The sequence below is a fragment of the Rhizobium sp. F40D2 genome (assembly GCF_051810745.2).
In the GTDB taxonomy this organism is placed as follows: domain Bacteria; phylum Pseudomonadota; class Alphaproteobacteria; order Rhizobiales; family Rhizobiaceae; genus Rhizobium.
The window spans coordinates 640401-662262 of sequence record NZ_CM131436.1 but is presented as its reverse complement, the minus strand read 5'-3'; the positions used below and the strand labels follow the sequence as shown (position 1 = coordinate 662262).

Here is a 21862-nt window from a genome sequence, read left to right as displayed (position 1 = left end):
GGGAGCAGGATGGGCGACATCATGTCATCTCGTTAGGTGTCCAGTCATCGCTCCCAATAGGGGACAGGTCCGTAAAGCTCGGCAAGATAGTCGATGAACAGCCTGACTTTGGCGGGCAGGAATTGCCGGCTGGGATAGACGGCCGACAGCGCCACATTGTGCGAGCCCTCATAGGCCGGCAGCACCTGCACCAGCCTGCCGGCTTTGAGTTCTTCGCCGATATCCCAGGTGGAGCGCAGCGCGATCCCGAGACCTGAGATGACCGCCTCGCGGATGACCTCGCTGGAATTGGTGACCAGCATGCCTTCAGGCCGCAGGCTGATCATCCCGTCCGGCCCGTTCAGCCGCCAGGTGTCGCCATTGTGCGCCGGCAGGCAGCGATGATGTTTCAAATCGTCGATATCTCCAGGCTTGCCATGTGCCGAGAGATAATCTGGCGAGGCACAGAGCAGCCGGCGCACCGGCGCCAGCCGCCGGGCGACGAGGCTGGAATCGGTGAGTTCGGCGATGCGGATCGCCAGATCGAAACCGCCGCCGACGATGTCGCTGAATTCATCGGTCAGCACCAGATTGATCGCCAGCTCCGGATGCGCTTCCATGAACGCCTTCAAATGCGGCGCGATGTGCATGCGCCCGAAGGAGGTCGGAGCCGAGATCTTCAGCGTGCCGTGCATCTGCGCCGAGCGGCCGGAAATGTAGAATTCCGCCTCTTCCAGCCCGGCGAGGATGCCAAGCACCCGGTCGTAGAAGCCCTGTCCGGCTTCCGTCAGCGAGATCTGCCGCGTCGTGCGCTGCAGAAGCCGGGTGCCGAGCCGGTCCTCCAGCCGCTTGATCCGCTTGGAGACGACGGCCGGGGAAAAGCCGAGCGCCCGCCCGGCAAGCGACATGCTGCCCGTCGAAACGACCTTGGCAAAGATTTCGAGATCGCCCAGATTGGTCATGCGGTTTTCGATTTTTTCCCCTTTTGGCATAAGTGCTTAGCATTTGCGCCGCTTTCGGGAAAGTGCTAAGCCGATTTATCGGCGGCAGGAGGTTTGCGGCCGTCATTCCCGTCGTCACGATGTCAGAGGCCTGAGAGCGCCATGTCCGACGCCATATCGTTTCTCAAACCCCGAGCCGATGTTCTCGCCCGCCGAGCCCAGATTGTCGCCGATCTCACCGATCTTCTGCCCCCGGAATGCCTGGTGCATGAGGCGCGCGAACTGGTTCCCTTCGAGACCGACGCTTTCGTGTCCTATCGCCGCCTGCCGCTCGCCGTCGCCTTGCCGCGCACTACGGCTGAGGTTTCGGCGGTCATGCGCTATTGCCACCGCTACGGCATTCCCGTTGTGCCGCGCGGCGCCGGCACCTCGCTTTCGGGCGGCGCCATTCCGCAGGAGGATGCCGTCGTACTCGGTCTGTCGAAGATGAACCGCATCCTCGAGCTTGACCTGCCGAACCGGGTCGCCGTGGTGCAGGCCGGTGTCACCAATCTTAATATTTCAGAATCCGTCTCGGCGGACGGCTTTTTCTACGCACCCGATCCGAGTTCGCAGCTCGCCTGCACCATCGGCGGCAATATCGGCATGAATTCCGGCGGCGCCCACTGCCTGAAATACGGCGTCACCACCAACAACCTGCTCGGCGTCAGGATGGTGCTGGTCGACGGCACGGTGATCGAACTTGGCGGCAAGGCGCTGGATGCGCCGGGTTATGACCTGCTCGGCCTCGTCTGCGGCCATGAAGGCCAGCTTGGCATCGTCACCGAGGCGACCGTGCGGCTGATCGCCAAGCCCGAAGGCGCGCGCCCCGTGCTCTTCGGCTTCGAAGCTTCGGAAGAAGCCGGCGCCTGTGTTGCCGATGTCATCGCCGCCGGCATCATCCCCGTCGCGATCGAATTCATGGATAAGCCGGCAATCGAGATCTGCGAAGCCTTTGCCCATGCCGGTTATCCCCTCGATGTCGGCGCGCTGCTGATCGTCGAGGTCGAAGGCTCGGAAGCGGAAATGGACGCCACGCTGAAAGACATCGTCGAAATCGCCCGCCGCCACGGTGTCAAGACGGTGCGCGAATGCCAGTCGGCGACCGAAGCGGCGCTGATCTGGAAGGGCCGCAAATCCGCCTTCGGCGCCACCGGCCGCATCGCCGATTATATCTGCATGGACGGCACCGTGCCGCTCAGCCAGCTGTCGCATGTGCTGAAGAGAACTGCCGAGATCATCGACCATTACGGGTTGCGTGTCGCCAACGTCTTCCATGCGGGCGATGGCAACATGCATCCGCTGATCCTGTTCAATGCCAACGATGCCGAGGATGCCGCCCGCGCCGAGGCCGCCGGCAACGATATCCTCAAGCTCTGCGTTGACGCCGGCGGCTGCCTTACCGGCGAACATGGCGTCGGCATCGAGAAACGCGACCTGATGCGCCACCAATATTCCGAGACCGATCTCGCCCAGCAGATGGCGGCGCGCGCCGCCTTCGACCCCGGTTGGCTCCTCAATCCGTCCAAGGTCTTCCCGCTCGAGGGGCGCCCCGCCGCATGATCGAACTGATGCCGACAAGCGAGGAAGAGGCGGCGACGATCGTCCGCGCCCATGCCGAAAGCGGCCGGCCGCTCGCCATCTGCGGCGGCGATACCCGCGCAGGCTTCGGCAATGCCGTTGCATCAGAAGACCGGCTGCGCTCGACGGGGCTTGCCGGCATCGTCGCCTACAATCCCGGCGAAATGGTCATGACCGTCCGATCGGGCACACCGCTTGCCGCGGTCGAGGCGGCGCTTGAGGAGAGCGGCCAGATGCTCGCTTTCGAACCGATGGATCATCGCCCTGTCATGGGCACATTGGGCGAGCCGACGATCGGCGGCGTCTTTGCCGCCAATGTCTCCGGCCCGCGTCGGCTGATTGCGGGGGCTGCCCGCGACAGCCTGCTCGGCGTGCGCTTCGTCAACGGCAAGGGCGAGATCATCAAGGCCGGCGGCCGGGTGATGAAGAATGTCACCGGCCTCGACCTCGTCAAGCTGATCGCCGGCTCGTACGGAACGCTGGGCTTCCTCACCGAAGTCACCTTCCGGGTGCCGCCGCGTCCGAAGACCGAGCGCACAGTGGTTCTGCCGGGCCTCAACGACGCCGAGGCGGCAAGGGCCATGGCGGCGGCGATGGCGCTGCCGGTCGAAGTCTCAGGCGCCGCCCATCTGCCGCTGACGGTGACGTGGAAATTCCTCGCCGGCAAATTGCCCGAGGGCGAGGCGACGGTCCTGCGCATCGAAGGCCTGGCCGGCTCCGTCGACGCGCGCTTGGAAAAACTTGCGGCTGCAATGTCGGCCTTCGCAGCGGTGACGCAGCTGGACGAGCCGGAAAGCCGCAGGCTTTGGCAGGAAATCCGCGATGTGCTGCCCTATGCCGACGGCACGGCGCGTCCGGTCTGGCGCGTCTCGGTCGCCCCCGGCACCGGCCATCAACTCGTCGCAGCCCTTCGCCTCGAAGCCGGCGTCGATGCTTTTTATGATTGGCAGGGCGGTCTCGTCTGGCTGCGCATGGAAGCGGGCCCTGAAGGTGAGCTGGTTCGCCGCTATATCAAGGCGCTCGGCGGTGGTCATGCGACGCTGATCCGTGCGCCAGAGCAGGCGAGGGCGGCAACCGCGGCGTTTCATCCGGAGCCTGAGGCGGTGGCGATGCTGTCGAAACGAGTGAAGGAGAAGTTCGATCCGGCCGGGATCTTTAATCCGAGAAAGATGGGTAGTTGAGATGGTGTTTGGGAGCTATCTCCAAATAATGGCGCTGAGAGATGTCTCGGCTTGGCTTCTTTCCGCTTCTCTCCAGTGGGGGTCCGAAGGACGGGTTGGGACGCGTGGCCCAACCCCAGGCGGTGGCCCGAAGGGTCGGATGAGGGGGCGGCGCGACAGACGTCATCTTCGCTTGCCGCTCAGATGTTCGCTCCTTTCGTCGCTCGCCCCCTCATCGCCTCGCTTTGCTCGACACTTCTCCCCGCGGCGGAGAAGCGGGAGCAAGCATCTGGCGCTTCGCTCCAACGCTATGAAATCCGGTTGGAGATTGCGTGATGCAAACCAACTTCACCCCCGCCCAACTCGCCGATCCAGATGTCGCCGAATCCGAGCAGATTCTGCGCAAATGTGTCCATTGCGGCTTCTGTACGGCCACCTGTCCCACCTATGTGACACTCGGCAATGAGCTCGACAGTCCGCGCGGCCGCATCTACCTGATCAAGGACATGCTGGAAAACGGCCGACCGGCCGATGCCGAGGTCGTCACCCATATCGACCGCTGTCTCTCCTGCCTTGCCTGCGTCACCACCTGTCCCTCCGGCGTCGACTACATGCATCTGGTCGATCACGCCCGCGCCCATATCGAAAAGACCTACAGGCGCCCGTTGATGAACCGGCTGACGCGGGCGGTCCTTGCCGCCGTGCTGCCCTATCCCGGCCGTTTCCGCCTGGCGCTCAATCTCGCCCGCCTCGGCCGGCCCTTTGCCGGGCTGATGCGAGGGGCCGCGCTGAAACCCTTTGCCGCCATGCTGGCGCTTGCGCCGCGCCGCATCCCCGCCGCTTCAGATTTCGCGAAACCCGGCAGCTATCTGCCCGAAACAGAACGGCGCGGCCGGGTGGCGATGCTTTCCGGTTGCGCCCAGCCGGTGCTCGATCCTGGTATCAACGCGGCGGCGATCCGGCTGCTGACCCGGCTCGGCGTCGAGGTGGTACTGCCGGAAGGCGAGGTCTGCTGCGGCTCGCTGGTTCATCACATGGGCCGCGCCGAACAGGCGCTCGCCAGTGCGCGGACCAATGTCGATCTCTGGACGCGCGAGATCGACGGGCAGGGGCTCGACGCGATCATCATCACCGCTTCGGGCTGCGGCACGACGATCAAGGATTACGGCCATATGCTGCGCCTCGATCCCGCCTATGCCGCAAAGGCGGCGAGGGTCTCTGGCCTCGCCAAAGACATCACCGAATATCTCGCAACCCTCGATCTACCGGCGCACACGCCGAAGGGCATCACGATCGCCTATCACTCGGCCTGTTCCATGCAGCATGGCCAGCGCATCACGCTTGCTCCGAAGCAGTTGCTGAAAGCGGCAGGTTTTACGGTGCGCGATCCCGCCGAAGGCCATCTCTGCTGCGGTTCGGCCGGCACCTACAACATCATGCAGCCGGAAATCTCGGCCGCGCTGAAGGCACGCAAGGTCAAAAACATCGAGGCCACCAAGGCCGACATCATCGCCACCGGCAATATCGGCTGCATCACCCAGATCGCCACCGGTACCGGCATGCCGATCCTGCATACGGTCGAGCTGCTCGATTGGGCCTATGGCGGCACTGTGCCGGAAAAATTAACAGGTTTGCCCTTAGGCTGACGTGAAAGGCCTGTCGGGCCGGTCTCGGGAGTTTAGACGATGTGGCGGGGAATGATCGTATTTGCGGGATTGCTCGGTGCGGTGGGCGCCGCCCATGCCGACAGCCGTTTTTTCTGTTCCGCCGATGACAAGGACGCGCGGTTCACGCTGGAAAGCGGTTTCGAAAGCCAAGCCGGCCACAAGCTCAACCATTTCCGCGGCGCGCTTGTTGTCAAGGACCCGGCCCAATCGACCGTGTTTGGAAAGCGCGTTTTCGAATCGCAGCATCTGACCAACCATTGGTCGCGCGATGGCGATCTGCTGATGGAGGTCTTCGACGGCGGTGAAGATGACACCGGCGGAGCAACGCTGGATCTGGTCGTGGTTGCCGGCGAACGCGGCAAGGCGGCGGCAAATTTCAGCGGCACCTATTCCCTGACGATCGAAGGCGGCGAAAAACCCTATGCCGTCGAAGGCAAGGTCAGCTGCGGCACGAAATAAAGCAATTTCAGGAAAAGTGCGAAGCGGTTTTCCGTCCGGAATTGCGCCCTAGCAAAAAATAGAGCGGTCCCAAAAGCTGGACCGCTCTAATGATTTAATTACCAGTGGAACGAGACGCCGACGTTGACGGCATTGGTGAAGATGTTGGTCTTCAGGTCCACGCCGCTGTCGATCGGAACGTCGATACGCGAATAGGTGCCCTTGTATTCGACAAAGGTCGACCAGCGATCGGTCACCTTGAAGTCGACGCCGGCCTGGGCCTGCAGCGTCACGCCGCCGAATTCATAAGCCCAGGTCTTGCCTTCGGGACGAATCACTTCGACATGCGGAATGTTCACGCCGACACCGGCACCGAGATACGGCGTCCAGCGGCGGGCCGGATCCTGGAAGCGATAGAGCCCGTTGACCGTCAGCAGGTTCAGGCCGTCGGTGAATTCGAAATGCGACCAGCCGGTTTTGGCCAGCGTATCGTCGTCGGCATAGACCTTGTCATGGGTATAGTCGAGCGAAATACCCCAGTTCGGCTTGTTGAAATTCTCGAGCCACCAGGTGACGCGGCCGCCGTAGTAAGGCGGGCTGCCGAAGGACTTGCCTTCCCAGCCGGCGGTGAAATGCGTGCCGTCGGAAAGATCGACGCCGCTATGCGGTGCCGTCTGGTAGCCGCCATAGATAGAGAATTGCAGGTCTTCCGCCGAGGCGGAGGCCGCCGAACAGATCGTGAAAAACGCAATGCCCGCGAGCAGAGAAGCTGAGGAACGCAGCGCGTATGTCATTGAATAGCCCCGATATTGTAAAATAAGTCGACTTTGCGGCAGATGTGCCAGCTTTGCGCCGCAATGTCCAAGCAAAACAAAAGGCGCATCCGAAAGCGCCCTTCGTTTTTTTCGTGAGTGTTGCTCAGCCGCCGAACATCGTCCGCAGCACGTCGATGCCCCGGTCCTCGAACGCGACATTGCCCTGCTTGTTGCCGGGGCCGATGACGATCACCTTGGTGCCGACAGGGGCGCGATCATAGAGATGCGTCACATCTTCGTTCATCATCCGGATGCAGCCGGAAGACATGTTGAGGCCGATCGTCCAGGGCTGGTTGGTGCCGTGGATGCGGAAGATCGTGTCGCGGCCGCCCTGATAGAGATACATGGCGCGCGCGCCGAGCGGATTGTCCTCGCCCCCTTCCTGGAAAGCGGGAATGATGTGGCCCTTGGCGGCTTCGCGGCGGCGCATCTCGGCCGGCGGCGTCCAGCCCGGCCATTCGGCCTTGCGGCCGATCTTGACGACACCCGACCAGCCGAAACCGTCGCGGCCGACGCCGATGCCGTATCGGGTGGCCCGGTTGTTGCCTTCGACGAGATAGAGATATTTGTTGTTGGTATCGATGATCACGGTGCCGGCGGCCTCCGTCGTCACCAGCCGCACCTTCTTGCGCTTGAACTGCGGCTTCACATATTTCGGCATCTGCGCCACACGCACGACTTGCGCCGGGCGCGGTGTGTTGTCGGAGCCGGCAGGCGCGGCAAAGGCGGATGTAGACATCAAGGATAGGACAAGTCCGGCTGCGGCCAGACCTGGCATCAATTTGATCATGATCGATTCCCCTCAAGCAAATCCGCCTGAAGCTACATGAACTTCTGCCCGATTCAAGATCGGCCCGGCCGGATAAAGCAATTTCGGGAAAGGAAGCCGCCTGTTCTTGCGGCCTCCAAGATATATTGCCTGTGTCGTTACATGACGACGACGCGGGTTCCGACGCGGACGCGGTCATAGAGATCGACGACATCTTCGTTGCGAAGGCGGATGCAACCGGAGGAGACGGCGCTGCCGATCGACCAGGGCGCGTTGGTGCCGTGGATGCGGTAAAGCGTCGAGCCGAGATACATGGCGCGGGCGCCGAGCGGGTTTTCCGCGCCGCCATCCATACGCGCCGGCAGGTAGTGGCCTTTGGCGGCTTCACGGCTGATCATTTCGGAAGGCGGCGTCCAGTCCGGCCATTCCTGCTTGCGGGTGATCTTGTGGGCGCCGGCCCATTCGAAGCCCGGCTTGCCGACGCCGACGCCGTAACGCCGCGCCTTGCCGCCGTCCATCACCAGATAGAGGAAGCGGTTGTTGGTATCGATGACGATCGTGCCGGGTTTTTCCTCAGTGTCGTAATCGACCATCTGCGGCAGAAATTGCGGCTCGATCGGATGACGGATCGACGGTATGCCCGGGTTGATCGCCGAAACGGTCTGCGGTGCGACTTGCGGCGCCTGGCGCAGCACTCGGCGCTGGAAAAGGCCGCGCTGCTGCTGCCGGACGACTGGCCGCTGATAGACGACGGGACGAACCGTGCCGCCGCCGAGCTGATTGATCCAAGGCGCCGTCAGATCGGGACTGAGCACGACCGGCGGACGGGTGGCGTAGCGGTCGTCTGCAAGGGCGGCCGCGGAGCACATGCCGAAGAGGGCTGCGGCAAGAACAAGCTGTTTCATCATCGGACGGACTCTCTACAAATGGCCGAAAATGCGCTGGCGGAGACCTCCGCCCGGGCGGAGATGTTCCGCCCGGGAAAGACGCTGCCACCCAATCCGCCAGCGAATGGTAAAGATCGATTCATGAAAACCCGATCGGCCGGATAAACTTTTCGTCAGGGTTACCGTTCGGTTTGGAAAGACGGTTTGCAAATGGTAAAGCCGGAATCATGACCGGAAAGCCAAGCGGACCGGCGATCAGACGGACCCGGGAATGAAGCGGACATGAGCGAGACAGGCATCATCATCGGCGAGGACGGCAGGAGCCGCTGCCACTGGCACGCCAATCTGCCGGATTATCTCCGCTATCATGACGAGGAATGGGGGCGCCCGGTCACTGATGATATCCGCCTCTTCGAGAAGATCTGCCTCGAAGGCTTCCAGTCCGGTCTTTCCTGGCTGACCATCCTGCGCAAGCGCGAGAATTTTCGCGCCGCCTTTTCCGGTTTCGATTTCGAAAAGGTCGCGCTCTTCGGCGACGAGGACGTCACGCGCTGCCTTGCCGATGCCGGCATCATCCGCCATCGCGGCAAGATCGTCTCGACCATCAACAATGCCAGGCGCGCCATCGCGCTGAGAGACGAATTCGGTTCGCTCGCCCATTATTTCTGGCGTTACGAACCGGGCCATAACGAAAGGCCTGGAGTGGTCGACCGTGAGCATATCGTCGCCAATCCGACGACGCCGACCTCGACGATCATTTCCAAGGATCTGAAGAAACGCGGCTGGACCTTTGTCGGCCCGACCACAGTTTATGCTTTCATGCAGGCGATGGGTCTCGTCAACGATCATCTGGAGGGCTGTTTCTGCCGGCCCGAGGTCGAGGCGATGCGCCCCGTTTTGGTCCGACCATGAAAGAAGATGCATCCGTGAGAATATTGATCGCCGCCGCTGCCCTCCTTCTCCTGACGGTCCCAGCTCTGGCGCAGACGCCGCAGCTCGATCCCGGCGAAAAGCTGGAGAAGCTGCAATTCCCGGCCGTCACTATGCAGCTCAAGGGCTGGACGAAGTTCGGCAACGGCCATGTCTACACGTTGCCGGTGCGCGCCGGCCAGCACATGAAGATCGACTTTGCCACCAAGAGCAAATTCGCCTTCCTGGCGATCTTCGACCTGTCGAAACCGGATGACGAGGCCTTCTTCGGCACCGACGAGGACGGCATGAGCTTCGAGACGACGGTCAAGGAAAACACCACCTGGCTGCTGCGTCCCTATTATTCCAAGGTGTCGCCGCGCCGCGGCCTCGGCGCCCCCTTCAGCATCCTGATCGAGCCTTTGGCCGCTGCCCCGAAACAGCCGCAGCCGCCCGCCGAGCCGGAGCGCCCGTCGCTGTTCCCGAAGGCGCCCGCCAAACAGCAATAAGGCGGGCGTCCGACCTCAAGCTAGCCGGTCGATCAGGTCGCCCAATTCGCCGAGATGGCCGATCTTGCGGAAACGCGGCGCCTCCGTCGGCTCGTCCACATGCTCCAGCACCCAGGTAAGTTCGTGCGGCACGAAGACGCCGTAGCTGCCGGCGGCGATCGCCGGCACGATGTCCGATTTCAGCGAATTGCCGACCATCATCGCCCGTTCCGGCCCATCGCCGACCTTCGCGAAGATGCGGCGATAGGTGACGGCCGTCTTGTCGGAGACGATTTCGACGGCATCGAAGAAGTCGCCGAGCCCGGACTGGGCCAGCTTGCGCTCCTGGTCGAACAGATCGCCCTTGGTGATCATCACAAGCAGATATTTGCCGGAAAGCGCTTCCAGCGTGTCGCGCACATGCGGCATGGTCTCGACCGGATGGGAAAGAAGATCGCGGCCGGTATCGAGGATCTTGGCGATCACGCCGGCGGGAACCTTGCCTTCGGTGATCTCGATCGCCGTCTCGATCATCGACAGCGTAAAACCCTTGATGCCGAAGCCGTAATGGCGAAGGTTGCGCTTCTCGGCCTCCAGCAGCCGCTCGGAGATCTTCGGTCCTTCGGCGAAATCGGCAAGAAGCCCGGTGAAATGCGCTTCCGTCAGCCGGTAATATTGTTCGTTCTGCCAGAGTGTGTCGTCTGCATCGAAGCCGATCGTAGTCAGTGGTCGCGTCGTCATATGCGTACCTTTGAGCATGATGCCGAAAAGTGTGAGCGCTTTCCGGACAACATCATGCTCTAACTCTATAATTGAGAACAGGATTCAGATTTTAAAACGACCCGAGCTAAAATCATCCTATTCTTGAAATATCACCGGCAATCTATCGCTCGCCTGTGTCGAGACAAGGGCTGTGTCGAGACATGGGCTGTTGAGACAAGGGCGCGGCGTTGAAAAGCCTCGCCGCCGCTCTACATGAAAATCGCCTCACCTTGCAGCCAGCCAGGGCTGTGCCTGTCACGCGCGCAGGCCAATAATCAAAAAATGAAGTTCAGCGGTCCGCAAGCCCCTTTTGCGGCAGACACAAAGGATTTTTTCGACCATGCGTTACAATCAACTTGGAAATACGGGACTTTTCGTCTCGGAAATCTGCCTGGGCACCATGACCTTCGGCGAAGCCAAACAGGGCACCATGTGGGGCGCCATCGCCGATGTCGACCAGAATGCCGCCGACCGGATCGTCGAGCGCTCGCTTGCATCTGGCGTCAATTTCATCGACACCGCCGATGTCTACTCCGCCGGCGAGTCCGAAAGGCTGCTCGGCCAGGCGCTGAAGAACCTCGACGTGCCTCGCAAGGACGTCGTCATCGCCACCAAGGTCTATGGCGTCATGGGTGACAAGCCGAACGACCGCGGCGCCTCGCGCGGCCACATCATGGATTCGGTCGAGGCGAGCCTCAAGCGCCTGCAGACCGATCATATCGACCTCTATCAGATCCACGCGACCGATACGGTGACGCCGATCGAGGAGACGCTGCGCGCCTTCGACGATCTCGTTTCCCGCGGCCTCGTGCGCTATATCGGCGTCTCTAACTGGCAGGCCTGGCGTATTTCCAAGGCGCTCGGCCTCTCCGAACGCCGCGGCTTTGCCCGTTTCGAGACGGTGCAGGCCTATTATTCCATTGCCGGCCGCGACCTCGAACGCGACATCGTGCCGATGATGCGGGAGGAGAAGCTCGGCCTGATGGTCTGGTCGCCGCTCGCCGGCGGTCTCCTGTCGGGCAAATACGGTCCCGGCGCGCCCGGCAACGGCGAGGGCCGCCGCGCCAGTTTCGACTTCCCGCCCGTAGACAAGGACAAGGCCTGGGCCTGCGTCGCCGTCATGCGCGAGGTCGCCGAAAAGCACGGCGTCAGCGTCGCCACCGTGGCGCTCGCCTATATCCTCGCCAAGCCTTTCGTCACCACGGTTATCATCGGCGCCAAGCATGTCGACCAGCTCGACCAGAACCTGGCCGCCGTCAAGCTGAAGCTCGATGCCGACGATATGACGAAGCTCGACGAAGTGAGCGCGCTTGCCCCCGAATATCCGGGTTGGATGCTGTCGCGACAGGGCGCCGGCCGCCGGCCGGCGGATTTCGAGCCGAAGGACTGATAGAGAATTCAGCAATGAGGGAACGCCGGACATCTCCGGCGTTCTTTTTTCCAATGATCGATTATTTGCCGTGGGCCTTGAGCCAGGCGTTCATCTCGGCGATCTCGGCTTCCTGCGCCTTGATCACGCCTTCGGCGAGTTTGCGGATTTCGGCATCCTTGCCGTATTGGAGTTCGATCTTCGCCATGTCGATCGCGCCCTGATGGTGCGGGATCATGCCGCGGACGAAATCCACATCCGAATTGCCGCTATACTCGATCGCCATATCCTTATGCATCTTGGCGTTCGCCTCGCTGAAGGCCTGGCTTGCCGGATCGTGACTGCCCATCGGTTTGCTCATGTCCATGGACATGTCTTCGGCAAGGGTGGGGGCGGCTACGATGGCGAGCATTGCGGTAAGCGTGATGATTTTCAAAGACATGAGAGTTCCTTCCTCTGTCTGACAATAGGACTTTCAGGCAGCGGGCCGCCTGATTGGCATGGATTGAAATCAGGACAGTCGGGGAGGGGGAGCCTGCGGAGCAGGCCTCTTGTCATCCAGGGCGCGGGCAAGCGCCGGGGCGGGATAGCCGAGAACGGATTTTCCGCCATCCATGACCGTCACCGTCGGCGGCAGCAGAAGACAGGCGGCGCAAAGCGGCATATGCGCAGCGTCGCCGCCGCTACAGGGGTCTTTCAAGGCAGCGGCATGGCTTGTTCCCTCGGGCATCTTCATGCCAGCCATCTCGTGGTGCATGCTGCCGTTTTCGACGGCGACTGGCGCATTCATCGACGCGCAGGCCGGACAGGCCGCCCATGCGGCCATGGCGCTGTAGACCAGCCAACCGAGAACCATGATGATGAGAGCGAGCGTGCGCATGGTGTTCCATATAGGCGAATGCCGGCGGCAATCCAAGCCGTCGGTCACGGACTCGTGTCTCACCAGGCGGCAATCACCTTGTGCTCGATCCGGTTATCCCGGCTCTCTTCGCCGAGCGGCGCCACCGGCCATATCCAGGCTGCTTTCGACGGCGGCGGCGGGACGCCGTGCAGCAGGTCGGCGTCTTCATGTGTCTTGCCGTTGCGGTCGATGACGGCATAGGCGATGTCGCTCACCAGGCAATGGCGGCAGGAGAGCCCCGAAAGCCCGGCCAGGTGCGCCGCAATCAGCCTTTCCACCGTATCTTCAGGCATGTGGCCGGCCTCGGCCTCGCAGCGCCGTTTGACGCCGCGGCCGATCTGCGACAGCAGATTGGCCGAAACCACGAAGTCGAGATAGGGCACCGAGCGTAGGAAACCGAGGGGGTCGGGCACTCTGCCGGCGGCGAGATCGTCATAGCCGGAGAGATCGCGCTCAATCAGCCTGACATTGCGATAGCCCTTGGCCGCAAGCCACAGGCGCACCGAGGCCAGATGAACGAGATCGACCAGAACGACGGTATCGAACGCGCCTGCCAGTTCGTCGATCGGCACGTCGCGCAACAGGCCGGAGCCGAGCACGACTGCGGTCCGTTTCTGCCGGAGATCGGCCGTCGCCGCGCGGATCGCATTCCGGCTCATCGTCTCATGTTCGGCCCAATCCCGAGCGCAGCGCCCGGCTCGCGACCAGAGATTGACGGAATAGCGGATGAAGTTTCGATGCGGCTTGCTGGTGAGCGGCCATGTCGCGGCATAGAGAAGCGTCTCGGTGATCATGAACATATCCGCATTCTGATGGACGCCTCTGCTTCAATCGATTCTGCGTGCGGCATCAAGACCCTTCGCCCTTGCCGCTCCCCGCCCAATCCGCTAGGAAACCGCCACTGTCACAGTCAGCGGAATTCCCGGAAATGAACGACAAGCAGAAGAAACCGCAAAAGCTCAAGGCCCGCCTGCCGCGTGGCTTCGTCGACCGGACGGCCGGCGATATCCGCGCCGTCAACGAGATGACGGCAAAGATCCGGGAAGTCTATGAGCATTATGGTTTCGACCCGCTAGAAACGCCGCAGTTCGAATATACCGATGCGCTCGGCAAGTTCCTGCCCGACAGCGACCGGCCGAACGAGGGCGTCTTCTCGCTGCAGGACGACGACGAGCAATGGATGTCGCTGCGTTACGACCTGACGGCGCCGCTTGCCCGTCATGTCGCCGAGAATTTCAACGAGATCCAGCTTCCCTACCGCACCTACCGCGCCGGTTACGTCTTCCGCAACGAGAAGCCGGGCCCCGGCCGCTTCCGCCAGTTCATGCAGTTCGATGCCGATACCGTCGGTGCGCCGGGCGTCCAGGCCGATGCCGAAATGTGCATGATGATGGCCGATACGCTGGAAGCCCTCGGCATCAAGCGCGGCGACTACGTCATCCGCGTCAACAACCGCAAGGTCCTGGACGGCGTGCTCGAGGCGATCGGTCTCGGCGGCGACGACAAGGCCGGCCAGCGCCTCAACGTGCTGCGCGCCATCGACAAGCTCGACAAGTTCGGCCCGGAGGGCGTGGCCCTGCTACTCGGCCCCGGCCGTAAGGATGAATCCGGCGACTTCACCAAGGGCGCCGGGCTCGACCGGGCGCAGATCGACAAGGTGCTGTTCTTCGTCGGCATCAAGGACTATGCAGAAAGCGCTTCGCGCCTGGCCGAACTCGTGGCCGGAACCTCGAAGGGCGCCGAAGGCGTCGAGGAACTGAACTTCATCGGTGCGCTGGTTGCGAGCGCCGGCTACGGCTCCGACCGCATCAAGATCGATCCCTCCGTCGTGCGTGGCCTCGAATATTATACCGGCCCGGTCTATGAGGCCGAACTGAGCTTCGACGTCACCAACGAGAAGGGCGAAAAGGTCGTCTTCGGTTCGGTCGGCGGCGGCGGCCGTTATGATGGCCTGGTTTCCCGCTTCATGGGCCAGCCGGTGCCGGCTACCGGCTTTTCGATCGGCGTCTCCAGGCTGATGACGGCGCTGAAGAACCTCGGCAAGCTCGGTGCCAGCGACGTGATCGAGCCGGTGCTGGTGACCGTCATGGACGGCGATGTCGAGGCGATGGGCCGCTATCAGAAGATGACGCAGCAGCTGCGCGCCGCCGGCATCCGCGCCGAGATGTTCCAGGGCAACTGGAAGAAATTCGGCAACCAGCTGAAATATGCCGACCGCCGCGGCTGCCCCGTCGCCATCATTCAGGGTGGCGACGAGCGCGCAACCGGCGTCGTGCAGATCAAGGATCTGATCGAGGGCAAGCGGCTCTCCGGCGAGATCGAGGACAATGCCAGCTGGCGCGAAGCCCGCGTGGCGCAGGAGACGGTGCCGGAAGCCGACCTCGTCACCAAGGTGAGGGAGATCCTTGCGGCGCAGGCGGAGGATCGGACGAGGGCTGGCAATGCGCAGTAAACCCCTCCCCAACCCCTCCCCACAAGGGGCAGGGGCTTTCAGTGGCGCCGCTGTGCCCAACGCAACATTCGCTTCATCGACGGTCCTCTCGATTTGCTTCGACGATCGCCGCGAGTTGGTCCCTCCCCTTGTGGGGAGGGGGTGGGGAGGGGACTTTTTCCGGGAGCGACACGATGCCCCTGATCAACCTCCCCGAATTTGCCAACGATCTTCTGGCCGAGTTCGACGCTCGCAAGGCCGAGCGCATCGATACGCCTGTCATTCAGCCGGCCGAGCCTTTCCTCGACATTGCCGGCGAGGATCTGCGCCGCCGCATCTTCATGACGGAGAGTGAGATCGGCGCCAGCCTTTGCCTGCGTCCGGAATTCACCATCCCCGTCTGTCTGCGCCACATCGAGACGGCGACCGGCACGCCGAAGCGCTACGCCTATCTCGGCGAGGTGTTCCGCCAGCGCCGCGACGGCGCCAACGAATTCTACCAGGCCGGCATCGAGGATCTCGGCGATATCAGCATACCGAGCGCCGACGCCCGCGCGATCGGCGATGCCACCGGCATTCTCGCCCGTCTGCTGCCGGGTCGGCGGCTGTCGGTGACGCTGGGCGACCAGGCGGTGTTCGAGGCCGTCGTCCAGGCGCTCGGCCTGCCGCTCGGCTGGCAGAAACGGCTGATCCATGCCTTCGGCAATATGGCGCAACTCGAAGCGCTGCTGGCCGGCCTCGTCAGCCCGCAATTCGTCACCGGACTGGATGACGATATCGCCAAGCTTGTCGCATCAGGCGACGAGCAGGCGCTGGTCTCCCATCTCGAGCAGGAAATGCAGGCGACGGGCTATTCGGCCAATGCCGGCCGCTCGCCGCTGGAGATTGCCCGGCGGCTCAAGGAAAAGCTCATCCTCTCTGAAACGCGCCTCGACGACGCGGCTTTCCATGTGCTGGAAGAGTTCCTGTCGCTCGACGTGCCACTCGTCAATGCGTCCGCGGCGCTGGCCGGTTTTGCCGATGCTGCCGGCCTGAAACTCGGCAATGCGCTTTCCCGCTTCAACGGCCGGGTCGCCGCCCTTGCCGATGCCGGCGTCGATCTTTCCTGCCTCGACTATCGCGCCGCCTTTGGACGGCCGCTCGACTATTACACTGGCCTCGTCTTCGAGGTGACGGTGGAGGGGTCGGCGGCGGTTCTGGCCGGCGGTGGCCGTTTCGATAAACTCCTGACTTTCCTCGGCGCGACGGATCGGATTCCGGCTGTCGGCTTCTCATTCTGGCTCGACCGCATCGAAACCGAAAGGGCAGCCGTATGACCATCACCATCGCGCTTCCCTCCAAGGGCCGGATGAAGGACGACGCTTCGGCGATCTTCGAGCGGGCCGGCATGCCGATCACGGCTGTCGGCAACGACCGCTCCTATCGCGGCCGCGTCGAAGGCTGGGACGATGTCGAGGTCGCCTTCCTCTCTGCCTCCGAAATCTCCCGCGAACTCGGTAATGGCACCGTCGATTTCGGCGTCACCGGCGAGGATCTGATGCGGGAAGGTTTTTCCGAGGTGGATAAGCGCGTCGAATTCTGCGCCCGCCTCGGCTTCGGCCATGCCGACGTCGTCGTCGCCGTGCCGGAGATCTGGCTGGATGTCGAAACCATGGCCGATCTCGGCGATGTCGCCGCCGATTTCCGCGCCCGCCACTCCAGGCGCCTGGCCATCGCCACCAAATACTGGCGGCTGACCCAGCAGTTCTTTTCGAGCCAGCACGGCATCCAGCTCTATCGCATCGTCGAAAGCCTCGGCGCCACCGAGGGCGCTCCCGCCTCCGGCTCGGCCGATATCATCGTCGATATCACCTCCACCGGCTCGACGCTGCGTGCCAACCACCTGAAGGTGCTCCAGGACGGCGTCATCCTGCATTCGCAGGCCTGCCTGGTGCGCGCCCGCAAGGAGAGCCACGTTGATGCGCCGGTCGTGCAGGCGATCATCGACGCGGTGCGCGCCGCCCTCTGATCCTAGCCATCAATGCATAAGAAAACCCGCCGTCAATTCAATGACGGCGGGTTCTGCATGTCTGGGAGGATGTCTGTTGGATCAGGCAGCCGCATAGGCGCCGCGGCGGGCGTCAATCGAATAGGCACCGGCACCGACGGTGGCGAGCAATATGTACGCGCCGGCAAGCGTGATGTTCTTCATGACCATGATCTGGTTGAGAATATTCACGAGCTCCGCGCCACTTGCGTACGGCAGATGGAAGGCAACGGCCGTGAAGACACAGAAGCCCGCGAGCAGCCAACCGGCAATGCGGACCTGGAAGCCTGTGAGAACGGCAAGGCCGGCGAGTAGTTCGAAAAGGCCTGCGACATAGGCCAACAGGGTTGCTGCCGGCAGGCCGGCACCGGCGATCATGCCCGCAGTACCGGCAGGATCGGTTAGCTTCATGAAGCCGGAAAGGACGAACATAAAAGACAGAAGAATGCGGGCAATGAGGATAATGGCGTTCGACATGGATGCTGTCTCCGTTTGAATGACTCTGGAGATCTTGGTGCCCCCGCACCGTGTGGACCTCGGATGCCTCCTATGTCGCCTTTTTCCTTCGTTATGGAAAGATAAACGGATGGGGACAGTTCGTTCAATAATGTGGAACGATCTCCTGCGGCCGGCTGCTTGCCTTTGCCGCGCCCGGTCTCTTATTGTCGGCGCCCAACAAGGAGAATCCGATGGCAGATCTGTCCGCATTTCCGATCACGAAGCGCTGGCCGGCGAAAAATTCCGACATCATCCAGCTCTATTCCTTGCAGACCCCGAATGGGGTGAAGGTATCAGTCGCCCTCGAAGAGCTCGGGCTCGCCTATGAGCCGCATTATATTTCCTTCGCCGCCAACGAGCAGAAGTCGCCCGAATTCGAATCCCTCAACCCGAACGGCCGCATCCCGGCGATCATCGATCCGAACGGGCCTGATGGTAAACCGATCGGCCTTTTCGAATCCGGCGCCATCCTGCTTTATCTCGCGGAAAAGACCGGCAAGCTTATCCCTGAGGAGGCCGCCGGCCGCTACGAATGCATTCAGTGGGTGTTTTTCCAGATGGCCGGCATCGGCCCGATGCTCGGCCAGTTCGGCCATTTCCACAAATTCGCCGCCGACAAGGTTGCCAACAATTCCTATCCGGTGGAGCGCTACCGCGATGAATCCAAGCGGCTGCTCGGCGTGCTCGAAGGCCGGCTGAAGGATCGGCAGTGGATCATGGGCGATCAGTATACGATCGCCGACATCACCACCTTCACCTGGGTTCGCGGCGCCGATATCTTCTATGGCGGCCGCGAGGTTCTCGACTATGCGACTTTCCCCGCCGTCATGGACTGGCTGCAGCGCTGCATCGCCCGACCGGCCAGCGAGAAGGGGCTGAACATCCCGGTCAAGCCGGAGTAGGGACTGCCGGAAAACAATAAGGCCGCCCTCGGGGACGGCCTTTTTGCTCTGCATTGGTGGTCTTATCGCGGACTTGAGATCTGCCTTGCGCCTTCGAGCTTGAAGCGCGGAAAGATAAAGACGCCGACCATGCTGCCGCTGTATTTTTCCTCGAGCCCGTTCGACTCGCCCATGCAGAAGAGCGGCTGGCGCAAGCCGTTCGGCATGACGATCGTCGTCGAAAAACAGAAGGAAGAGCAGAGCGTCGCCGCCTGCTCGAACAGCGCCAGGATGTGGCCGCGGTCCTTGCTGTCGTAGCAGCGGATCAGGCTCAAGAGCCCGCAGTCTCGCGCGGAGAGGCCGTGCAGCATCGCGCTCCATTCGCCGAGGCGGAGCATGCCGCTCGACAAATCTCCGGTCCAGGCCTCGGAAATCGAAAACTGAGCCACCATCTCGTCATTTTGATTGTGGTGCTCAAGCGAGCCGGGTGTCAAAGGTACGGCTGCATTGGCTTTGGCGATCTTAAACAAGGCGTTCCCCCGTTCGGATGCAGCTCCTCTGCCGCACGCTCGGTAAAAACAAAAACAGGATCACGCAACAGCGGGCATGATGCCCGTGCTTTTACCGGCGATCTTGCCCGGGTCGTGGGCCCGCGGAACGTCAAAGATCGTCGCTCTGCGCCCGTTGTTGGGCGCGCTTCAATTGCAGCGCGGATTTATAGGAGCTTTTGAACAAACGGCAACGGCTTTTTAAGGGGTGTTCGGATCGGAGTTTTTCCTGGAATGCCGGCATCCTCGCGTCATCTAGCGGGAAGCAGCGCAGAAACGTCAATTTTGCGCGTTTTGGATGCGGTTCCACTCGATATGAGGTGAGAAATGGTGCCCCAACACCGCAATCCCACGCCGAGACCGGCGGCGTGAAAAACCGCGGCAAGACAAGCTTCGCGCAAGCTTCCGGGGCAGGAGAGGACGATGCGCCATAAAATTGCGCGCAACGGACCGAATCGCCGGAGGCAAGAAAACGGGCGCAAAAGAAAAGGGCGACCCGAGGGCCGCCCTTCCAGTTCCGGATGCCGGAATGTGTCAGTGAAGGCTTTCGCCTATCACATCATGTCCATTCCGCCCATTCCGCCCATGCCGCCAGGCATGCCGGCAGGGGCATCCTTCTTCGGCAGTTCGGCGATCATGGCTTCGGTGGTGATCAGCAGCGATGCGACAGAAGCAGCGTTCTGCAGCGCGGTACGAACGACCTTGAGCGGGTCGACGATACCCATGGAGATCATGTCGCCGAATTCGGACGTCTGGGCGTTGTAGCCGTAGTTGTCTTCATTCTTGTCGAGGACCTTGCCGACAACGATCGAGGCTTCGTCGCCTGCGTTTTCAGCGATCTGACGAACGAGCGACTGCAGGGCGCGGCGAACGATGTTGATGCCGGCTTCCTGGTCGTCGTTTGCACCCTTGACGGTGATCTTCGTGGAGGAGCGCAGGAGAGCGATACCGCCGCCGGGGACGATGCCTTCCTGAACGGCAGCGCGCGTCGCGTTGAGCGCGTCGTCGATGCGGTCCTTCTTTTCCTTCACTTCGACTTCCGTCGAGCCGCCGACGCGGATGACGGCAACGCCGCCAGCGAGCTTGGCAAGGCGTTCCTGCAGCTTCTCGCGGTCGTAGTCGGAGGTGGTTTCTTCGATCTGGGCCTTGATCTGGGCAACACGGCCTTCGATGTCGGACTTGGCGCCCGAACCGTCGACGATCGTGGTGTTTTCCTTGGAGATCGAAACCTTCTTGGCACGGCCGAGCATGTCGAGCGTGACGGATTCCAGCTTGATGCCGAGGTCTTCGGAGATCACGGTGCCGCCGGTCAGGATCGCGATGTCTTCGAGCATGGCCTTGCGGCGGTCGCCGAAGCCCGGCGCCTTGACGGCAGCGATCTTGAGGCCGCCGCGCAGCTTGTTGACGACGAGCGTCGCAAGAGCTTCGCCTTCGACGTCTTCAGCGATGATCAGGAGCGGCTTGCCGGTCTGGACGACAGCTTCGAGAACCGGAAGCATCGACTGCAGGTTCGAGAGCTTCTTCTCGTGAAGGAGAATGAAGACGTCTTCGAGGTCGGCGATCATCTTTTCCGGGTTGGTCACGAAGTAGGGGCTGAGGTAGCCGCGGTCGAACTGCATGCCTTCGACGACTTCGAGTTCGGTTTCGGCGGTCTTGGCTTCTTCAACCGTGATGACGCCTTCGTTGCCGACCTTCTGCATGGCTTCGGCAATGTCAAGACCGACCTGCTTGTCGCCGTTTGCCGAGATAGTGCCGACCTGTGCAACTTCCTCAGAGGTGGAGATCTTCTTGGCCTTGGCCTGGAGATCCTTCACGACGTCGGCAACTGCGAGGTCGATCCCGCGCTTCAGGTCCATCGGGTTCATGCCGGCTGCAACGGCCTTGTTGCCTTCACGAACGATCGCCTGGGCAAGAACGGTTGCAGTCGTGGTGCCGTCGCCGGCGATGTCGTTGGTCTTCGAAGCAACTTCGCGGACCATCTGGGCGCCCATGTTTTCGAACTTGTCTTCGAGTTCGATTTCCTTGGCGACGGAAACGCCGTCCTTGGTGATGCGCGGAGCGCCGAAGGACTTGTCGATGATGACGTTACGGCCCTTCGGGCCGAGCGTTACCTTGACTGCATCGGCGAGGATGTCGACGCCACGCAGCATCTTTTCGCGCGCGGTACGACCAAACTTGATTTCTTTAGATGCCATGATTGAAACTCCTCAATTCGAGTGTCCGGGTTCTAGACCCGTCGGCTAGGTCGGAAAGGCCAGCGGCTGATCAGCCGATGATGCCCATAATGTCGGCTTCCTTCATGATCAGAAGGTCTTCGCCGTCGATCTTGACTTCAGTGCCGGACCACTTGCCGAACAGGATGCGGTCGCCAGCCTTGACGTCGAGTGCGACGACCTTGCCGGACTCGTCACGAGCGCCGGAACCGACGGCGACGATTTCGCCTTCCTGCGGCTTTTCCTTGGCGGTATCGGGAATGATGATCCCACCCTTGGTCTTGGCTTCGGACTCAACGCGGCGAACAACGACGCGGTCGTGAAGGGGGCGGAAGTTGGTGCTTGCCATTGTCTAATCCCTCGATCGAATGACATTCGCGGACCGGAGCGGCCCACATGGATGAATGTTAGCACTCCCTTGCGGTGAGTGCTAGCGACGAGCATTTAGGGATGGCTCCGAGAGGAGTCAATGAGAGCAATCACGAATTTTTGTGCCGGAATTGTGAAGAGGCCGAAGAATTGCAGAGATTGCCGCCGAAACCGGCACGCTGCGCGAAGGA

At 62.0% G+C, this 21862-nt stretch carries 23 protein-coding genes; 11 read left to right on the top strand and 12 right to left on the bottom strand.

The genetic code is table 11. From position 1 onward, the window contains the following. Positions 1-44: 44 nt before the first annotated feature. Positions 45-941: a LysR substrate-binding domain-containing protein gene (locus tag ACS4RS_RS03280; RefSeq protein WP_439008734.1), complete on the bottom strand. Its 897-nt coding sequence runs from the start codon at positions 939-941 to the stop codon at positions 45-47. 141 nt (positions 942-1082) lie between these two features. Between ACS4RS_RS03280 and ACS4RS_RS03275 the strand changes: the two genes are divergently transcribed. The 4 genes from ACS4RS_RS03275 to ACS4RS_RS03260 all read left to right on the top strand — a co-directional run bounded on the left by ACS4RS_RS03275 (position 1083) and on the right by ACS4RS_RS03260 (position 5826). Further along, on the top strand, positions 1083-2522 hold the full coding sequence (locus ACS4RS_RS03275; protein WP_439008735.1) for an FAD-linked oxidase C-terminal domain-containing protein: 1440 nt from the start codon (positions 1083-1085) through the stop codon (positions 2520-2522). Then, entirely contained in the window at positions 2519-3721 is a 1203-nt protein-coding gene (gene glcE, locus ACS4RS_RS03270) for a glycolate oxidase subunit GlcE (RefSeq protein ID WP_439008736.1), read from the top strand. Before ACS4RS_RS03275 ends, glcE begins: the two co-directional genes overlap by 4 nt. Before the next feature lie 314 nt (positions 3722-4035). Further along, a complete protein-coding gene (glcF, locus tag ACS4RS_RS03265; RefSeq protein ID WP_439008737.1) occupies positions 4036-5346 on the top strand; it encodes a glycolate oxidase subunit GlcF in 1311 nt (436 codons plus the stop codon). 39 nt (positions 5347-5385) lie between these two features. Further along, positions 5386-5826, top strand: a complete 441-nt coding sequence (locus tag ACS4RS_RS03260) for a hypothetical protein (protein WP_449313871.1) — start codon at positions 5386-5388, stop codon at positions 5824-5826. Positions 5827-5924: 98 nt separating this feature from the next. Here ACS4RS_RS03260 and ACS4RS_RS03255 read toward each other — a convergent pair whose 3' ends face one another. The 3 genes from ACS4RS_RS03255 to ACS4RS_RS03245 all read right to left on the bottom strand — a co-directional run bounded on the left by ACS4RS_RS03255 (position 5925) and on the right by ACS4RS_RS03245 (position 8297). Beyond that, positions 5925-6599 (bottom strand): outer membrane beta-barrel protein, encoded by a 675-nt coding sequence (locus ACS4RS_RS03255; protein ID WP_439008738.1) that lies wholly within the window; start codon positions 6597-6599, stop codon positions 5925-5927. A gap of 124 nt (positions 6600-6723) precedes the next feature. After that, entirely contained in the window at positions 6724-7410 is a 687-nt protein-coding gene (locus ACS4RS_RS03250) for a L,D-transpeptidase family protein (RefSeq protein ID WP_439008739.1), read from the bottom strand. Between the two features lie 137 nt (positions 7411-7547). Further along, on the bottom strand, positions 7548-8297 hold the full coding sequence (locus ACS4RS_RS03245) for a L,D-transpeptidase family protein (RefSeq protein WP_439008741.1): 750 nt from the start codon (positions 8295-8297) through the stop codon (positions 7548-7550). Between the two features lie 261 nt (positions 8298-8558). Here ACS4RS_RS03245 and ACS4RS_RS03240 point away from each other — a divergent pair, with 261 nt between their 5' ends. Both ACS4RS_RS03240 and ACS4RS_RS03235 read left to right on the top strand, forming a co-directional pair. Then, positions 8559-9188 (top strand): DNA-3-methyladenine glycosylase I, encoded by a 630-nt coding sequence (locus ACS4RS_RS03240; protein ID WP_439008742.1) that lies wholly within the window; start codon positions 8559-8561, stop codon positions 9186-9188. Next, complete coding sequence (locus ACS4RS_RS03235; protein ID WP_439008743.1) at positions 9185-9694, top strand: hypothetical protein; 510 nt, start codon at positions 9185-9187, stop codon at positions 9692-9694. Before ACS4RS_RS03240 ends, ACS4RS_RS03235 begins: the two co-directional genes overlap by 4 nt. Positions 9695-9709: 15 nt before the next feature. Here ACS4RS_RS03235 and ACS4RS_RS03230 read toward each other — a convergent pair whose 3' ends face one another. Next, on the bottom strand, positions 9710-10414 hold the full coding sequence (locus ACS4RS_RS03230) for an HAD family hydrolase (RefSeq protein ID WP_439008744.1): 705 nt from the start codon (positions 10412-10414) through the stop codon (positions 9710-9712). 361 nt (positions 10415-10775) lie between these two features. Here ACS4RS_RS03230 and ACS4RS_RS03225 point away from each other — a divergent pair, with 361 nt between their 5' ends. After that, complete coding sequence (locus ACS4RS_RS03225) at positions 10776-11825, top strand: aldo/keto reductase (RefSeq protein WP_439008745.1); 1050 nt, start codon at positions 10776-10778, stop codon at positions 11823-11825. A gap of 61 nt (positions 11826-11886) precedes the next feature. Here the strand turns inward: ACS4RS_RS03225 and copM are convergent, their stop codons facing one another. The 3 genes from copM to ACS4RS_RS03210 form a co-directional block, all read right to left on the bottom strand. Then, positions 11887-12246, bottom strand: a complete 360-nt coding sequence (copM, locus tag ACS4RS_RS03220) for a CopM family metallochaperone (protein WP_439008746.1) — start codon at positions 12244-12246, stop codon at positions 11887-11889. A 69-nt stretch (positions 12247-12315) separates the two neighbouring features. Continuing rightward, positions 12316-12684, bottom strand: a complete 369-nt coding sequence (locus ACS4RS_RS03215) for a hypothetical protein (protein ID WP_439008747.1) — start codon at positions 12682-12684, stop codon at positions 12316-12318. A 59-nt stretch (positions 12685-12743) separates the two neighbouring features. Beyond that, positions 12744-13499: a hypothetical protein gene (locus ACS4RS_RS03210; RefSeq protein WP_439008748.1), complete on the bottom strand. Its 756-nt coding sequence runs from the start codon at positions 13497-13499 to the stop codon at positions 12744-12746. A gap of 134 nt (positions 13500-13633) precedes the next feature. Between ACS4RS_RS03210 and hisS the strand changes: the two genes are divergently transcribed. The 3 genes from hisS to hisG all read left to right on the top strand — a co-directional run bounded on the left by hisS (position 13634) and on the right by hisG (position 17144). Continuing rightward, a complete protein-coding gene (gene hisS / locus ACS4RS_RS03205; RefSeq protein WP_439008749.1) occupies positions 13634-15157 on the top strand; it encodes a histidine--tRNA ligase in 1524 nt (507 codons plus the stop codon). Positions 15158-15330: 173 nt separating this feature from the next. Beyond that, complete coding sequence (locus tag ACS4RS_RS03200) at positions 15331-16452, top strand: ATP phosphoribosyltransferase regulatory subunit (protein WP_439008750.1); 1122 nt, start codon at positions 15331-15333, stop codon at positions 16450-16452. Beyond that, positions 16449-17144, top strand: coding sequence for an ATP phosphoribosyltransferase (gene hisG, locus ACS4RS_RS03195; protein ID WP_054181414.1), 696 nt, complete (start codon positions 16449-16451; stop codon positions 17142-17144). Before ACS4RS_RS03200 ends, hisG begins: the two co-directional genes overlap by 4 nt. 81 nt (positions 17145-17225) lie before the next feature. Here the strand turns inward: hisG and ACS4RS_RS03190 are convergent, their stop codons facing one another. Further along, positions 17226-17639, bottom strand: coding sequence for a DoxX family protein (locus tag ACS4RS_RS03190; RefSeq protein WP_012556712.1), 414 nt, complete (start codon positions 17637-17639; stop codon positions 17226-17228). Positions 17640-17851: 212 nt separating this feature from the next. Here ACS4RS_RS03190 and ACS4RS_RS03185 point away from each other — a divergent pair, with 212 nt between their 5' ends. Next, complete coding sequence (locus ACS4RS_RS03185; protein WP_439008751.1) at positions 17852-18562, top strand: glutathione binding-like protein; 711 nt, start codon at positions 17852-17854, stop codon at positions 18560-18562. Positions 18563-18624: 62 nt separating this feature from the next. Here ACS4RS_RS03185 and ACS4RS_RS03180 read toward each other — a convergent pair whose 3' ends face one another. The 3 genes from ACS4RS_RS03180 to groES all read right to left on the bottom strand — a co-directional run bounded on the left by ACS4RS_RS03180 (position 18625) and on the right by groES (position 21651). Beyond that, positions 18625-19071, bottom strand: coding sequence for a hypothetical protein (locus tag ACS4RS_RS03180; protein WP_449313870.1), 447 nt, complete (start codon positions 19069-19071; stop codon positions 18625-18627). 572 nt (positions 19072-19643) lie between these two features. Further along, entirely contained in the window at positions 19644-21284 is a 1641-nt protein-coding gene (gene groL / locus ACS4RS_RS03175; protein WP_097623993.1) for a chaperonin GroEL, read from the bottom strand. Positions 21285-21354: 70 nt separating this feature from the next. After that, positions 21355-21651: a co-chaperone GroES gene (gene groES / locus ACS4RS_RS03170; RefSeq protein WP_003545797.1), complete on the bottom strand. Its 297-nt coding sequence runs from the start codon at positions 21649-21651 to the stop codon at positions 21355-21357. Positions 21652-21862: the final 211 nt, after the last annotated feature.

What these genes read in the sequence shown, in the direction of transcription:
- ACS4RS_RS03280 (WP_439008734.1), bottom strand. Translation starts at nt 941, where the DNA reads ATGACCAATCTGGGCGATCTCGAAATCTTTGCCAAGGTCGTTTCGACG.
- ACS4RS_RS03275 (WP_439008735.1), top strand. Translation starts at nt 1,083, where the DNA reads ATGTCCGACGCCATATCGTTTCTCAAACCCCGAGCCGATGTTCTCGCC.
- glcE (WP_439008736.1), top strand. Translation starts at nt 2,519, where the DNA reads ATGATCGAACTGATGCCGACAAGCGAGGAAGAGGCGGCGACGATCGTC.
- glcF (WP_439008737.1), top strand. Translation starts at nt 4,036, where the DNA reads ATGCAAACCAACTTCACCCCCGCCCAACTCGCCGATCCAGATGTCGCC.
- ACS4RS_RS03260 (WP_449313871.1), top strand. Translation starts at nt 5,386, where the DNA reads ATGTGGCGGGGAATGATCGTATTTGCGGGATTGCTCGGTGCGGTGGGC.
- ACS4RS_RS03255 (WP_439008738.1), bottom strand. Translation starts at nt 6,599, where the DNA reads ATGACATACGCGCTGCGTTCCTCAGCTTCTCTGCTCGCGGGCATTGCG.
- ACS4RS_RS03250 (WP_439008739.1), bottom strand. Translation starts at nt 7,410, where the DNA reads ATGATCAAATTGATGCCAGGTCTGGCCGCAGCCGGACTTGTCCTATCC.
- ACS4RS_RS03245 (WP_439008741.1), bottom strand. Translation starts at nt 8,297, where the DNA reads ATGATGAAACAGCTTGTTCTTGCCGCAGCCCTCTTCGGCATGTGCTCC.
- ACS4RS_RS03240 (WP_439008742.1), top strand. Translation starts at nt 8,559, where the DNA reads ATGAGCGAGACAGGCATCATCATCGGCGAGGACGGCAGGAGCCGCTGC.
- ACS4RS_RS03235 (WP_439008743.1), top strand. Translation starts at nt 9,185, where the DNA reads ATGAAAGAAGATGCATCCGTGAGAATATTGATCGCCGCCGCTGCCCTC.
- ACS4RS_RS03230 (WP_439008744.1), bottom strand. Translation starts at nt 10,414, where the DNA reads ATGACGACGCGACCACTGACTACGATCGGCTTCGATGCAGACGACACA.
- ACS4RS_RS03225 (WP_439008745.1), top strand. Translation starts at nt 10,776, where the DNA reads ATGCGTTACAATCAACTTGGAAATACGGGACTTTTCGTCTCGGAAATC.
- copM (WP_439008746.1), bottom strand. Translation starts at nt 12,246, where the DNA reads ATGTCTTTGAAAATCATCACGCTTACCGCAATGCTCGCCATCGTAGCC.
- ACS4RS_RS03215 (WP_439008747.1), bottom strand. Translation starts at nt 12,684, where the DNA reads ATGCGCACGCTCGCTCTCATCATCATGGTTCTCGGTTGGCTGGTCTAC.
- ACS4RS_RS03210 (WP_439008748.1), bottom strand. Translation starts at nt 13,499, where the DNA reads ATGATCACCGAGACGCTTCTCTATGCCGCGACATGGCCGCTCACCAGC.
- hisS (WP_439008749.1), top strand. Translation starts at nt 13,634, where the DNA reads ATGAACGACAAGCAGAAGAAACCGCAAAAGCTCAAGGCCCGCCTGCCG.
- ACS4RS_RS03200 (WP_439008750.1), top strand. Translation starts at nt 15,331, where the DNA reads ATGCCCCTGATCAACCTCCCCGAATTTGCCAACGATCTTCTGGCCGAG.
- hisG (WP_054181414.1), top strand. Translation starts at nt 16,449, where the DNA reads ATGACCATCACCATCGCGCTTCCCTCCAAGGGCCGGATGAAGGACGAC.
- ACS4RS_RS03190 (WP_012556712.1), bottom strand. Translation starts at nt 17,639, where the DNA reads ATGTCGAACGCCATTATCCTCATTGCCCGCATTCTTCTGTCTTTTATG.
- ACS4RS_RS03185 (WP_439008751.1), top strand. Translation starts at nt 17,852, where the DNA reads ATGGCAGATCTGTCCGCATTTCCGATCACGAAGCGCTGGCCGGCGAAA.
- groL (WP_097623993.1), bottom strand. Translation starts at nt 21,284, where the DNA reads ATGGCATCTAAAGAAATCAAGTTTGGTCGTACCGCGCGCGAAAAGATG.
- groES (WP_003545797.1), bottom strand. Translation starts at nt 21,651, where the DNA reads ATGGCAAGCACCAACTTCCGCCCCCTTCACGACCGCGTCGTTGTTCGC.